The organism is Rhodococcus sp. KBS0724 (assembly GCF_005938745.2).
Lineage (GTDB): Bacteria > Actinomycetota > Actinomycetes > Mycobacteriales > Mycobacteriaceae > Rhodococcus_F.
This window is the reverse complement of the sequence record NZ_VCBX02000001.1, coordinates 1252697-1266756: the sequence shown is the minus strand read 5'-3', so window position 1 is coordinate 1266756 and position 14060 is coordinate 1252697. Positions and strand designations below refer to the sequence as shown.

The following is a 14060-nucleotide window of genomic DNA, read 5'->3' as shown; positions in this document are numbered from 1 at the left end:
AGGAGCACTCATGAACGCAACCCAGCCGTTTGCCGAACCACTCGACATGGGTAAGGTCCGCCTTCGGAACCGATTCGTATCTGCTCCGATGGAACGCAATTACTGCGAAGTCGACGGCACGATGACCGACGAGTACATCGCGTACCTCGCCAGGCGCGCCGAAGGTGGTGCAGCACTGATCTTCACCGAGGCAAGTTATGTGCGCGCCGACGGCAAGGGCCGCATCCGGCAGATGGGCGTCGACGTCGACGAGCGGATCCCCGGCATCAAGAAGATGGCCGACGCCATCCACGCGCACGGTGCGCTCGTCGGAGTCGAACTCAACCATGGTGGCCGCACCGCTCAAGGTTCGGTCAGCGGCTTTGTTCCCGTTGCCCCGACACCGATTCCGTGTTTGGTTGTCGGCGGCGAAATGCCCGAACAACTCGACGGCGACGACATCGAGCACATCATCGAGTGCTTCGGTGAGGCTGCTGCACGGTGCCAGCAGGCCGGCGTCGATGTCATCTCACTACACGGCGGGCACGGGTATCTGATCCACCAGTTCCTCTCCCCAGCGTACAACCATCGTGACGACGAGTGGGCGGATCCAACGCTCTTTGTCAACAAAGTCATCGCTGCGGTACACGAGCATGCTCCGGGAATTACTCTCGGACTTCGATTCTCAGCCTTCGAGGGTGTCGACGGCGGACTCGATGCCGAGACGACCCGTGCCCGCATCGACGCCATCGACACGGACCGACTCGATTTCCTCGACGTCTCGGCGGGCAACTACGAAGCGGGACAGTGGATCATCCAGCCCGGCGAATGGTCGCGTGGCCTCCTCGCGCCGTACTCCGAGCAGTATCAACGCGACTTCGACATCCCGGTGGGCGTAGCCGGCCGCATCACGTCACCCGAAATCGCCGCGCAGATCATCGAATCCGGGCAGGCGAACTTCGTCAGCATGGCTCGCACTCTCCACGCTGATCCGGACTTCCCGAATCGCGCCATCGACGGCGGCCGTTACCGTCCGTGCATCGCGTGCAACTACTGCATCGACAGTCTGGCCGCCGGCCCGATCCCCTGCTCGGTGAACCCGTGGGTCGGACGTGAATTGGACCAGCCCACGACGCCTGCTGATGCCGCCGTGCGGGTTGCCGTCATCGGCGCCGGACCCTCGGGAATGGCCGCTGCCCGCGATCTCGCACTCGCCGGCCATCGCGTCGACCTGTACGACGAACGCCCCAGTCTCGGTGGCGACTTCGCCTTGGCGTCAAAGTTGCACGAGTATCCCGAATACGGGCGAATCGTGGAGTGGTATCTCGCCGAACTGGCCGAACTCGGAGTGCAGTGCCACACCTCGACCAGAGCTGACGCAGCGCTGCTCTCAGGCAGCGACGTCGACGCAATCGTTCTTGCGGCCGGTGGGCACGGCCCCGCAACGGAGCTGCCAGGCGCGCAGACGCGAACCGTCCGTGACGTTCGTGAATTCCTCGTTTCCGGAGATCCGGCGCCAGCTGCCATCACGATCTTCGGCGCCGACCGCGAAGCTGCAGCCGTCGCCGACGATCTCCTCCAGAAGGGCACTCAGGTCGTGATGATCGGCCCCCAGGAAACCATCGCCCACGACGTCGGACGACGCGGCAAAATCGTGCTGCTGCCACGCCTTGCCGCCAGCGAGAACCTCACGACCTACCTGAGTTCGATCGTCACCGCGGTCGCCGCCGACAGTGTCACGATCTCGGCTGGCGGTGTGCTGAGCGAGGTCGACGCCCCTGGCGAACTGCTGATCTCGCAGGGCGTCGAGCCGCGCTCGGAACTTCTGGCCGAACTACGTTCACTGGCACCGCGACTCGGTGTCCATACCGTCGGCGATGCGAGCGGAGACGGCGGATCCATTCACGCCGCACTGGTGACCGCAGCCGATGTCGCCGTCACGATCACCGCCGCCGCTGCGGCCCGTCAGGAGGTTCACGCATGACCACACAGACAGCAGTACCGATCGCAACCGTGCTGCCGCCCGTCGGACTCGGAACCTGGCCCCTGGTCGGCGCCGACGCCACGAAGTCCGTTCTCTCCGGCATCGAGACCGGATACCGGCTCATCGACACCGCCGCGATCTACGGCAACGAGGACGCTGTCGGTGTGGCGCTGGCGGAATCAGGTGTGCCGCGAGAAGAACTGTTTGTCACCACCAAACTTCGTGGCAACGACCAGGTTTCCGGCGACATTCGGGGCGCCCTCGAGCAGAGTCTGGAACTACTGGGACTCGACCAGCTGGATCTGTTCCTGATCCACTGGCCGCTCCCGCGAATCGATCGTTATGTCGCGTCGTTCGAGGCGATGCTGGCCTGCCGCGACGCCGGACTGGTTCGGTACGTCGGTGTGTCGAACTTCCTGGAGCACCATTTGCGCCGACTCGTCACTGAAACCGGTGAGGCACCGGCCGTCAACCAGATTCAGATGGACCCGTCGCTCGCGCGAATCCCGGTGCGCCGCGCGAACGACGAGCTCGGCATCTTCACCCAGTCGTGGAGCCCGCTCGGCCGGGGGGACGTGCTCGACAACGCCGTTGTCGGCGACATCGCCGGTCGAATGGGTTGCACCCCGGCGCAGGTTGTCCTCGCCTGGCATGTCGCGCAGGGCGTGGTCCCGGTCGCGAGATCAGCGAACCCGACGCGCCAGGCCGAGAATCTGGCGGCTCTCGACATGACACTCACTGCCGAAGACGTCGCCGCACTGAACAGTCTCGATCGCGGCGAGTCCGCGGCTCGGGACGTCGAAGCAGAGGAACATTTCTGATGACGTTGAAAGTCGGAATCGTCGGCTGCGGCAAGATCGCCGGCAACCATGCCCGAGCCCTGCAACAAGTACCCGGCGTCGAGGTAATCGGCTGCTGCGACCCCGATCTCGGACGCGCCCAGGATTTCGCGGCAATCCACGGCATTCCCACAGCCGTAAGTTCCGTTGACGAACTACTTGCTCTCGGCCTCGACGCCTGCACTGTCTGCACGCCGCACCCGGTACACGAAGAGGTAGTCGTGGCCGCTGCCGAAGCGGGTGTGCATGTGTTGTGCGAGAAGCCCATCGCAGTGGATGTTGCTGCAGCCGACCGCAAGATCGAAGCCGCCGACCGAGCCGGTATCACCTTCGGCGTCCTCTTCCAACGTCGCTTCTGGCCGGCAGCGCGTCGTATCCGCGACGCCATCGACGACGGCCGGATCGGGCTTCCCACGCTCGGTGAGGCGTCAGTCATCCTGCACCGCCCATCGAGTTACTACTCGGCCGACGCCTGGCGCGGACGCTGGGACACCGACGGCGGCGGTGTGCTCATGACGCAGGCCGTGCACCAGATCGACATGCTGGCCTGGTTCATGGGCGAGGCCGTCTCGGTCAGCGGCTTCATCCGCACCCATACTCACGGTGAGCACATCCAGACCGAGGACAGCGCGTCGGCTGTGATTTCCTTTGCCTCAGGTGGTACCGCAACCGTCACTGCGACAACGGGCGCCAATCACAACCTGGGTAACCGCGTCACGGTGATCGGGCGCACCGGTGCCATCGCCAGCGTTCTCGAGTTTCCCGAAGGACACGAGGGTGTCAACGAAATCTGGACCGTACCAGGCGAAGTGGAATTCCAGTCGCCGTACTCCGCGGACGTCGACGCGAATCTTGATGTGGGCGCGGTCAATGCGGCACTTACCGACTTCCATACATTGCAGGTGCAGGACTTCGCCGACGCCGTCCTGACCGGGCGCGAACCCGCCGTCACCGGACGCGACGCCCGCGCGTCGCTTGCCATCATCGCCGCAATCTACGAATCGTCACGAACCGGGAAGGTTGTCGAACTGTCGTCGACGCCGACCCTCGCAACAACTGCCAAGGAGCAGAAATGAGCAGCAGTACCCCCCTCACCTACGACGTGGTTGTCGTGGGCTCCGGCGCAGGCGGGCTTTCCACAGCAATTGCCGCAGCACATGGCGGCGCTTCCGTACTCGTGGTCGAGAAGGCCGACACCTGCGGCGGCGCAACGGCATGGTCGGGTGGGTGGATGTGGACTCCGCGCAACATGTTTGCCATTGCCGACGGGGTTGTCGAAGATCGATCCGCTCCCCGTACCTATCTGGAGAACCGACTCGGCGACAACTTCGACGCCGCGAAGGTGGATGCACTCCTCGACGGCGCACCGGAGATGGTCGAGTTCTTCGAACGCAAGACCGCGCTGAAGTTCGTTCCCGGAGCCAAGATCGCCGACATTCACGGCGACACACCGGGTGCCGGCACCGGTCACCGGTCCGTCGGGCCGAAACCGGTGAGCTTGCGAAAGCTCGGACCAGATGTTGCGGCGCTACTGCGTCGACAGTTGTACGAGACGTCATTCCTCGGCATGGGCATCATGGCCGGACCCGATCTGCAGGCGTTCCTGCACTCGACCCGATCCCCGAAAGCCTTTGTGCACTGCGGTGTACGTGTCACCAAGCACATGTTCGACCTCGCCACCAAGCGCCGTGGTCAGCAACTCGTCAACGGTACTGCCCTGGTCGGCATGATGCTGCGTTCAGCGCTCGATCTGGGCGTCGAGTTTCGAGTGAACACGTCCGCGACCGCGTTGCAGACCGATGACGACGGCCGCGTTGTCGGCGTTCGCCTCGAAGGTCCGGACGGCGCGTACTCGGTGACTGCCAATCGTGGTGTCGTTCTTGCAACGGGCGGCTTTGCACAGGACATCGACCGCCGACGTGAACTGTTCCCGCGCACCCCCACCGGCAACGAGCACTGGTCGCTCACCCCGAAGTCAACCACCGGCGACGGCATCACCCTCGGCGAATCCGTGGGTGGACGACTCGACCGAACGCTCGCCTCCCCCGTCGCGTACTGCCCCGTCTCCATCGTTCGTTACCGCAACGGCAAGGAAGGTGTATTCCCGCACATTCTGGATCGCGGAAAGCCCGGTGTCATCGGAATTCTCGCCAACGGCAAGCGGTTTGTCAACGAAGCACTCGGCTACCACGACTACACGCTCGCGATGGTCGAGCAGGTTCCCGAGGGCGAAGAGGTGTGCTCGTGGTTGATCGCCGATCAGCAGTACGTGCGCTATCTCCCACTCGGCATGGCCAAGCCACTGCCGATCCCGATCCAGCCGTACCTACGCTCGGGATACCTCACACGTGGGCGCACGGTTCGGGAACTGGCCGAGAAGATCGGTGTTGATCCGGCGCAGTTGGAGAAGACCGTCTCGGCCTTCAACACCGGAGCCCGCAGTGGCGAAGACCCCGAGTTCGAGCGCGGCACAACACCGTTCAACCGGGGATCCGGTGATACCGCCAATCCCTGGCCGAACCCGTCGCTCGCACCGTTGCAGAAGGGCCCGTACTACGCGGTGAAGGTTGTACCGGGTAGCTTCGGCACCTTCGCCGGGCTTGTCACCGACTCGTCGTCGCATGTGCTCGACGACAACGACCGCCCCATCGAGGGACTGCTCGCTGTGGGCGTCGATCAGGCCAGCGTGATGGGTGGACACTACCCGTCCGGCGGCATCAACCTCGGCCCGGCCATGACGTTCGGTTACCTCGCCGGCCGGGAACTGTCCGGCGCCCAGACAGTTGGAGCGCACGTATGACACTCTCACTCGGGCTGGCAGCCCTCACGGTGCTCGATACCGCACCGATGCAGCACGTCGACTTGGCCGAAAAGCACGGCTTCGACACGATCGGTATCCGGTTGATGCCCGCGGCACCGGGTACGACGGCTTACCCCCTGCACGAGGACAAGCAGGGGTTGGACGAACTGGTGCGTCGACTGGATGATTCACCGGTCGAGGTATTCGATCTCGAAATCATCCGTCTTGCAGCCGACTTCGATCCCGCCGACTACGTTCCGCTCCTCGAGGCGGGAGCACAGCTCGGCGCCAAGGCCGTTCTGGTCGGCGGCGACGACCGCGACCGCGCTCGGCTCACGGACTCCTATGCCCGCCTCGCGGAACTGTGCGCGAACTACGGCATCGTCGCCTCACTCGAGTTCATGCCCTGGACCGCTGTGCCCGATGCGCGTGCGGCCATCGAGATCGTCTCAGCCGCAGACGGTCCGGCTCGGAGCGTTCTCGTCGACGCGTTGCACACCGACCGCTCGGCGACAACACTGGAAGATCTCGAGTCGATCCCACGCGAATGGTTGCACTACGCCCAGATGTGCGACGGTTCGACGCCCGCGCCCACAGACGACGCAGAGCTGATCCGTCACGCCCGCGAGGAACGTTTGGTGCCTGGCACCGGAGGCATCGCCCTGGCCGAAATCTGGTCGACTTTGCCTGCCGGTCTGCCGGTCAGCATCGAATTGCCCAACGAACCGCTGCGCCGCGCTGTCGGCACGGATGCCTGGCTGGAACGCCTGGTCACGGCCACGCGAGAAGTTCTGGCGTAAACCTGCTGTGCGCCTTTGTTAACCGCCCGCGGTTAACAAAGGCGCACAGTGCTAGCCGCGCCGAGCCGCAACAGCCTGCGCCAAACGATCCAACTGCGCTGCCGTGGTGGCCCAGTCGATGCACGCGTCGGTGATCGACTGACCGTAGGTGAGCTCGTCCGCCTTGCCCAAGGTCAGGTCCTGACGGCCGGCCTCGATGAAGCTTTCCAGCATGACGCCGGCGATTCCCTGCTCACCTGCGGCGAGACGAGCTGCGATGTCGTCGAGCACGATCACCTGACGCTCGTGATCCTTGCTGCTGTTGCCGTGGCTCGCGTCGATGACCACGCGCTCGGGCAGGTTCGACTTACGCAGGCGGGCAAGGGTATCCGCGACAGTCTCCGCGTCGTAGTTCGGTCCGTCGCTGCCGCCGCGAAGAATGACGTGGCAGTCGGGGTTACCAGCGGTGCGGATCAAGGCGGCCTGACCGTCCAGGTCGGTTCCGGGGAACACGTGGCTTGCGGCAGCGGCGCGGGTACCGTCGACGGCTACCTGCACATCACCCTCGGTGGAGTTCTTGATGCCGACGGGCATGGACAGTGCGCTGCAGAGCTGGCGATGCACCTGGCTCGCAGCGGTCCGAGCGCCGATTGCGCCGTAGCTGACCAGGTCCGCGATGTACTGCGGCATGATCGGGTCGAGGAACTCACAGCCGACCGGCAGGCCGAGGCTCGACACGTCGAGCAGCAGCTTGCGTCCGATACCCAGACCGGTGTTCACGTCGTAGGTTCCGTCGAGATGCGGATCGTTGAGCAGGCCCTTCCAGCCCAGCGTGGTGCGCGGCTTTTCGAAGTAGACACGCATGACGATGTGCAGGTCGTCACGCAGTTCTTCGGCCTTCGCAGCCAACCGGCGGGCGTAGTCCATCGCCGCTTCGGGGTCGTGAACCGAGCACGGTCCGACAACAACGATGAGACGATCGTCCGTGCCGTTCAGGATGTTGACGGTGTCGACGCGGCCGGTGCGCACAGTGGCAGAGGCAACCTCGTCGGGAGCGTGCTGGGCGCGCACAGTCGCCGGCGATACGAGCGGACTGATACTCACAGTGCGCTGATCGTCGAGGCTGTCCGCTGTGGCGGTGGTGTCGATGGTGACAGTCATGGGGTTTCGGTTTCCTGTTCTCAGGCCGACCCCAGAGATGAAATGAACTCCAGCGAGCCGGTCTGTAATCCGGCTCTTGGGTGGAGGTTGTCAGCGCGTGGTTACGCCGGCAGGCCCACCCGGGGCCGGCCTGCTAAACCAGAAATAGACGCGCTGCATGACGGCCACGATACCTCGAGCGCCGGAGAGGTCAATTCCACCCCTGGTGTTCGCGGGGAGAAACAAGCGTCTCGTTATGGTTGACGTGGCCGTTAGTGCGGCCACGATCGGCGAGGGAACCTGGTGCAAGTCCAGGGCTGACGCGCAACGGTGACGAACCTTCTTCAGGGATCGAAGTCCGGATACTCGCTGATCGAGCACGGCGAATTCTCGGCTCCGCGAATCGAGCCCTGAGCAAGGAGTTCCCTCTTCATGCGTTTCACGCGCTTCACGTCAGTAGTAGTTGCCACGTCGGCTCTCGCTTTGGGCCTGGCCGGCTGCGGCACCTCCGACGACTCCGTCACCTCGAGTGACGCGACATCGTCGAACTACCCCCTCACCATCGACAACTGTGGTCGACAAGTCACTATCGATGCACCACCGACACGTGCGGTCTCCCTCAACCAGGGCTCCACGGAGATTCTGCTGTCCCTCGGTCTCGCAGACCGCATGGTCGGCACCGCGACGTGGACGGACCCCGTTCGCGAGAACCTTGCAGCCGACAACGATCGAGTCCCCCGTCTTGCCGACAACAAGCCGTCGTTCGAAGTTGTCCTCGACACGGAACCCGATTTCGTGTCGGCCTCATTTGCGTCCACGATCGCCGAGGGCGGCGTCGCGAGCCGGGATCAGTTCGCCGCGCTCGGCGTGCCCACGTACCTTTCGCCCACCGACAACGGTTGCGACGGCAAGGTGTCGTCGGCATCGAACGCGGACGGCGCACGAACCGAACCGTTGACGATCGAGACGGTGTACCAAGAGGTCCGGGATCTGGCAGCGATTTTCGACGTACGCGAGAGAGGCGAGCAATTTGTCGCCGAACTCCAGGATCGATTCGCTGCAGCGTCCGACGCCGTCGACGCGTCCGGAGTCTCACTCGCGTTCTGGTTTGCCGACACCATGACGCCGTACATGGCGGGTTGCTGTGGCTCGTCCGGAATTATCACGGAATCCGTTGGCGCGACCAATGTCTTTGCCGATACGACGGACGAATGGCCCCAGGTCAGCTGGGAAACCATCCTCGACCTCAACCCCACAGCCCTGGTTCTCGCGGACCTGAGTCGACGCAGCATCGACGGCGACGCACTGGCCAGCAAGATCGCTTTCCTCGAATCCAACCCGGTCACCTCGCGTCTGCAGGCTGTCCAGGACAAGAAGTACATCGTCGTCAACGGCGCTGATCTCAACCCGTCGATCCGCACGATCGACGGCGTCGAGAAGACCGCCACCGCACTGCGCGACTGGGGCTTGGCCAATTGAGCACGCGCACTGCGCGTCTCGAATCCCGATCAACTCTGGGATTTCTGTTCCTGACCGGCCTCGTGGTTCTCGGGTTCTCGATCGCGCTGGCAATCACGATCGGCCCGGCCAATCTGTCGGTTCGCGACGTGTACGCCGTGGTGCTCGAACATTGGGGTGTCGGGTCGTCCGGCGTCAGCCGGATCAAGGACGGCATTGTCTGGGAATTACGGCTTCCCCGAACACTGTTGGCCGCAGTGTGCGGTGCGGGGCTCGCATTGTGCGGCGTCATCATGCAGTCGCTGCTCCGTAATCCACTGGCCGATCCTTTTGTTCTCGGAATCTCGTCCGGGGCGTCAACCGGCGCGGTGATGGTCGCAGTGCTCGGCATCGGCGGCGGCGTCATCTCGCTGTCCGCCGGTGCATTTGCCGGGGCAGTCGTATCGTTCGGCCTGGTGATGCTGCTTGCAGCGGGAGCCGGCGGCGGCACGTCGCGGGTGGTCCTGGCGGGTGTTGCCGGTACACAACTGTTCTCGGCACTCACGTCGTTCATCGTCATTTCCTCTGCCGACGCCGAGCAGACTCGTGGCGTCCTGTTCTGGCTGCTCGGTTCGTTGGCAGGCGCCGGCTGGACGGACGTCGCAGTGTGCGGCGTGGTGGTTGCCGGTGGAATCGTTGTCTGTCTCGCCCAGGCTCCGGCGTTGGACGCCTTCACTTTCGGCAACAACGCCGCCGCAACACTCGGGATCCCCGTCCAGCGCGTTCGACTACTCCTCCTCACCATCACCGCGTTGATCACTGCCGCACTCGTCAGCGCTGCCGGTGCGATAGGTTTTGTGGGCCTGGTACTTCCGCATGCGGCCCGTTTTCTGGTCGGTTCGCGGCACAGCCGATTGCTCCCCGCCACGGCACTGATCGGAGCGATCTTCATGGTGTGGGTTGATGCCATCGCACGCACCGCGTTTGCGCCCCAGGAAATTCCGGTCGGTGTGGTGACCGCCCTGATCGGCGTTCCCGCGTTTGCGGTCATCCTGTTCCGAATGAGGAGAAGCGTATGAGCCTCGCAGCGCACAACATAGTCTGGCATCGCGGAAAGAACCTGATCCTCGACCACGTAAGCATCGCTGCACAACCGGGTGACACTATCGGGATCCTCGGGCCCAACGGGTCCGGAAAGTCGTCCCTCATCAGCATCCTGGCTGGAGTCACCTCTCCTGATTCCGGTGAAGTCACGCTGAGCGGCACCGGCATCAGCAGCGTTCCCCGACGCTCGGTCGCCCGCAAGATCGCAGTGGTCGATCAGCACGCCCACACCGAAGTCGACATCAGTGTGCTCGACGTCGTCCGACTCGGCCGCATTCCGCACCGCACGCTGTTCGGTTCCGGGGAGGAAGCCGACGACGACGCGATAGATCAGGCACTCGCCGACACCGGCATGACGTCGATGCGACGACGCTTGTGGCACACGCTGTCCGGCGGTGAACGCCAACGCGCGCAGATCGCTCGCGCACTGGCTCAGCAACCGGACGTGCTGCTGCTCGACGAGCCGACCAACCACCTCGACATCTCACACCAACTCGACATCCTGTCGCTGGTGTCGACGCTGCCGGTGACCAGTTACATTGCGCTGCACGACCTCAACGTGGCGGCGATGTTCTGCAACCGTCTTGTTGTGCTCGAACGTGGGCGGGTGGTTGCGACAGGTACACCGGTCGAAGTGCTCACCGAGGAACTGGTCGAACAGGTCTACCGCGTCCGGGCAAAAGTCACGATCGATCCTGAAGACGGCTATCCCACGGTCAGCTATCGTCCGCAGCGACTCCGAGCTGAAAAGATCTCAGGCCCTGTGTAACACCGTTGATCTGCACCTCGACGGAATGTGTGCCCGCGTAGTACCGCCTCGTACTGATCGGCTTGAAGGAATGCCGCTTGGCGATCTGTGCGCTGGCCCCTGGCGGCAGTGAGCGCGTGGTCAGCTTGAATACCTTCGGACTGGTGAGTCCGTTGGCCTTGACGTGATGGACTATGTAGTCGATTGCCACGGTCACGGACTCGCTGCCGTTGTTGCTCACGGCAAAACCGAATCCGATGTCCCCGCCGAGATCAACAGCCTCGCGATCGATCACAAAGTCCGAGATCGCGATATCCGTGGGCGCCGCAAAGCCCAGCAGGGCCAACGCGTCGACGTCGCCGGCTTTCACCAGGCTGCGGAGTGCGTGGCGAACCACTTTGGACGTCGCTTCATCGGGATCGCCGAGCCAACGCTTCGCGATTGATACCGCCACCGCAGCGTCCGCGCGGCTGAGGTCATTGAGATGGTTCGCAACCGATCTCCGCACGTATTCCGACTCGTCGCGGTACAGCGCGTCAAGAATCGAGACGGTGGACTCCGGGTTCTCCGTCAACGCTTTCACCCGCCTACCCCAGGGCAGACGCAGTCGGGTGCCCTCACTGGCGAGGCGTCGAACGTGCTCATCCTCGTGATCTGTCCATCCGAGGGCGATCGCCAACGCTCGCGCGGGATTCGCGTCGAGGAACGTCCGGATCGCGAATTCTCCGGTCAACCGTGACGTCAACTCTGCGAGCAGGGCCATACCGTCGTCGAAATCTGCGAGCCGCCCGCTACGCGTAGCCGACGCGGCAACAGCTTCGGTGACCGGCCAGATCATCCACCCCGTGAAGGTCTCCTCGGTAAGCGCACGGCGGATGATCTTGGCGAAGACTGGAAAGTCCTCTGGCAGTTCGGCAATCATCGCGTCCCGGACGACGCGTGTGCGCTCGCCAAGACTCATTCCGTCGAATTCGGATGAACTACCTCGAACGAGGGCAAGGCGCGTATCACCAGTCGCGCGCTCGAGGCAGCCTGCCAGATCGGCCACGACGGCTACCCCGAGAAGTTCGTCTGCTGTGGGCATCAGGGGCACACCGTAAGAGCGGAAATCCGATCACCGGCAAGAGTGAAGTGGTGGTGTAACCGGACGGGGCTCCCGGGAAAATCACCCTCGACCTTTACCGATAGGACAACGGCCGAGGCAGGGGTGTGTACCGACTCGATATTCTGAGTGAAAGTGAACGCCGTCGACACCGCGGATTTCCACGCCACGATTTCTTCGATGCCGATATACGTCCGGCCGTCGTCACGCACCACCGCGTCGTCGGTGAACACGTCGCGGACGTCGCCGCCGTCGAAGTACGCGCGCGCTGCGCCTGGCACCTTCGCTGAGTCGATCATTCGCGAAGAGTACTGCTGGGGTCCGACAGGTTCGACGACCTCACCGCGGAGCGGACGCCGCCAACTGAATCTCCATCAACAGCCTCGCCGACGGCTCGGACAGATCGGTATCCGTGATCTCCTCGACCCGCTTGATCCGGTACCGGAGCGTGTTCGGGTGAATGCGAAGCTGCTCGGATGCGCGTCGGACGTCTCCCGAGAGCGCAAGGTAGACGCTGACGCTTTCCCGCATGTTCGACCCGTTGCGTCTGTCGTAGACATCCAGGGCGTCAATTCTCGGATCGTGCAGTTGCTCGTCGGCCGCAATCGCGTTCATGATTTCCCCCAGCAACACCGGGGTGCGCGAGTCCGCGAGGGTCGTCACACGAACGTCCCCCGACGTTCCGTCCAATACCCGATCCACTTCGGCGCGAGCCTTAGCTACCTCAGCGAGCGTCGAAACCGGAGACGACACCGCGGCCCGTAAACCCGAGGGCGACACCTTGTCCAAACGCGCGATAACTTCGCGGGTCCACGAAACTGTGGATTTCACGGATTGGGTTCGCGGAAACAGCACGTAGACCCTTCCACCGACGGCACTCACCAGCGATTCACGGTGAAAGGCACTAGCGTGCAGACGCAACGACGACACGAGCTCACCCGCAGGCGGCAACCCACCACCTCCGACACTCGCCACGCCGATCACCATCGCCGGTCCGGACATCGGGATGGACAGTGCGGCCGCGAGGGAAGGAATGTCGACACCCCCGCCGCGAACTCCGAGCAACCTCTGAATCTGTATCGCCTCGTTACTCGGTGCGTCTCGAATTCGCGAAATCAGCCGAGCGGCAATAGCAGCCGCACCGCGGAGCACGCGGTCGGCATCGGCGGCGATGGGAAGCGGGCCTTCCTGCACCCAGATCGTCCCGAGCAGGTCGGAACTGAATCCGCTCTCCCCTTTGACGTCCTCCGAGATCCTGCGTATCGGAACCACCAACCGTCGCCTGATCGCGAGGTCTTCGTGGGCAGGTACTTCGACCACGTCGTCGCTTCGCCGCAGGCTTTCGAAAACGCCCCACTCCTGCAGCTTTCGGAGGTACTCACGCGGTCCTTCGCGTCCGAGAATGGATCGTTTGCGCAGCTCGTCCGCAGCATCCCCCGATGCCGAGTAAGCCAAGACGTGAGATCGCTCGTCCTCGATACTGACCATAGCCCGCGTAAGTGCTGCGACGTTCTGCGCGAGCTCGAACAAGTCTGTGTCACTACCGAATACGATGGCATCCGCATCTTGCCGTGACGCCGAATGCTCGAGCACACCCTGGATCGTGGTCAACAAACGATCCCAGCGAGCTTCCGGATGGACCGCTATCAATGCGACCCCGGCGCGCTGTGCGGCTGCCTGCACAGACTCGTCCCGCGCCTCCTTCGACATGACGGCCGTAGGCGCTGAGCCGCTCTGATCGAGGCGGTTCAGCCAGGCCGCCAGATCGGCTTCGCCAACACCGACAGTGAGCCAGAGTTCGGAAGATTCGACGTCTTGAGTTTTTGGGCGCGCGAGATCCCCGACCTCCGCGAACACCACGGTATCGACAAAGACGTCGTCGCCTAGGGGCATGAAGACGATCTCGACGAAGGGTCTACCCAGCGCTCGAAGGACTGTGTCGAGACTGACCCCACGGATAGACACATACCACCCACTTTCCTGACCGTTCCCCCGCCTCAGTTTCGAGAATAGTGCATTTTCCTGCGAAAACGGTTCAGCCGATCGGACAAACGCGGCGGCAGATATTTGGCCGCTCAGCGGATTACTCGCCGCGAGCTTTCGACTTGACTAGTGAACAACACGACAACTGCCCACTCCTGAGTCTGC

The 14060-nt window shown here is 63.5% G+C and carries 12 protein-coding genes and 1 riboswitch; of the genes, 8 read left to right on the top strand and 4 right to left on the bottom strand.

From position 1 onward, the window contains the following. The first annotated feature begins 10 nt into the window (after positions 1-10). From FFI94_RS05820 to FFI94_RS05800, 5 genes are read left to right on the top strand one after another with little or no spacing between them, the layout of a single operon-like run. Positions 11-1963: an FAD-dependent oxidoreductase gene (locus FFI94_RS05820; RefSeq protein ID WP_185993131.1), complete on the top strand. Its 1953-nt coding sequence runs from the start codon at positions 11-13 to the stop codon at positions 1961-1963. Beyond that, complete coding sequence (locus FFI94_RS05815) at positions 1960-2784, top strand: aldo/keto reductase (protein ID WP_138872153.1); 825 nt, start codon at positions 1960-1962, stop codon at positions 2782-2784. The genes FFI94_RS05820 and FFI94_RS05815 overlap by 4 nt, the downstream gene beginning before the upstream one ends. Beyond that, the gene (locus FFI94_RS05810; protein ID WP_138872152.1) at positions 2784-3878 is read left to right on the top strand and encodes a Gfo/Idh/MocA family protein; all 1095 of its coding nucleotides are present in this window, start codon (positions 2784-2786) and stop codon (positions 3876-3878) included. Before FFI94_RS05815 ends, FFI94_RS05810 begins: the two co-directional genes overlap by 1 nt. Beyond that, on the top strand, positions 3875-5602 hold the full coding sequence (locus FFI94_RS05805) for an FAD-dependent oxidoreductase (protein ID WP_138872151.1): 1728 nt from the start codon (positions 3875-3877) through the stop codon (positions 5600-5602). The genes FFI94_RS05810 and FFI94_RS05805 overlap by 4 nt, the downstream gene beginning before the upstream one ends. Beyond that, the gene (locus tag FFI94_RS05800) at positions 5599-6402 is read left to right on the top strand and encodes a sugar phosphate isomerase/epimerase (protein ID WP_138872150.1); all 804 of its coding nucleotides are present in this window, start codon (positions 5599-5601) and stop codon (positions 6400-6402) included. Before FFI94_RS05805 ends, FFI94_RS05800 begins: the two co-directional genes overlap by 4 nt. A 51-nt stretch (positions 6403-6453) precedes the next feature. Here the strand turns inward: FFI94_RS05800 and FFI94_RS05795 are convergent, their stop codons facing one another. Continuing rightward, positions 6454-7542 carry a 3-deoxy-7-phosphoheptulonate synthase gene (locus FFI94_RS05795; protein WP_138872149.1) on the bottom strand — a complete coding sequence of 363 codons (1089 nt, stop codon included), beginning with the start codon at positions 7540-7542 and terminating at the stop codon, positions 6454-6456. 235 nt (positions 7543-7777) lie between these two features. Continuing rightward, positions 7778-7910: riboswitch (cobalamin riboswitch) on the top strand. 43 nt (positions 7911-7953) lie between these two features. On the opposite strand from FFI94_RS05795, the gene FFI94_RS05790 reads away from it, so the two are divergent. The 3 genes from FFI94_RS05790 to FFI94_RS05780 are packed head-to-tail and all read left to right on the top strand — an operon-like array spanning position 7954 to position 10831. Continuing rightward, positions 7954-9000, top strand: coding sequence for an ABC transporter substrate-binding protein (locus tag FFI94_RS05790; protein WP_138872148.1), 1047 nt, complete (start codon positions 7954-7956; stop codon positions 8998-9000). Further along, the gene (locus FFI94_RS05785; protein ID WP_138872147.1) at positions 8997-10037 is read left to right on the top strand and encodes an iron ABC transporter permease; all 1041 of its coding nucleotides are present in this window, start codon (positions 8997-8999) and stop codon (positions 10035-10037) included. Before FFI94_RS05790 ends, FFI94_RS05785 begins: the two co-directional genes overlap by 4 nt. Continuing rightward, entirely contained in the window at positions 10034-10831 is a 798-nt protein-coding gene (locus FFI94_RS05780; RefSeq protein WP_138872146.1) for an ABC transporter ATP-binding protein, read from the top strand. The genes FFI94_RS05785 and FFI94_RS05780 overlap by 4 nt, the downstream gene beginning before the upstream one ends. Here the strand turns inward: FFI94_RS05780 and FFI94_RS05775 are convergent. The 3 genes from FFI94_RS05775 to FFI94_RS05765 are packed head-to-tail and all read right to left on the bottom strand — an operon-like array spanning position 10779 to position 13877. Further along, positions 10779-11894, bottom strand: a complete 1116-nt coding sequence (locus FFI94_RS05775) for a DNA alkylation repair protein (RefSeq protein WP_138872145.1) — start codon at positions 11892-11894, stop codon at positions 10779-10781. The two genes, FFI94_RS05780 and FFI94_RS05775, sit on opposite strands and share 53 nt — an antisense overlap. Continuing rightward, positions 11894-12211: a nuclear transport factor 2 family protein gene (locus FFI94_RS05770; RefSeq protein WP_138872144.1), complete on the bottom strand. Its 318-nt coding sequence runs from the start codon at positions 12209-12211 to the stop codon at positions 11894-11896. Before FFI94_RS05770 ends, FFI94_RS05775 begins: the two co-directional genes overlap by 1 nt. Positions 12212-12251: 40 nt before the next feature. Beyond that, positions 12252-13877: a CdaR family transcriptional regulator gene (locus tag FFI94_RS05765; RefSeq protein WP_260683867.1), complete on the bottom strand. Its 1626-nt coding sequence runs from the start codon at positions 13875-13877 to the stop codon at positions 12252-12254. Between the last annotated feature and the right edge of the window lie 183 nt (positions 13878-14060).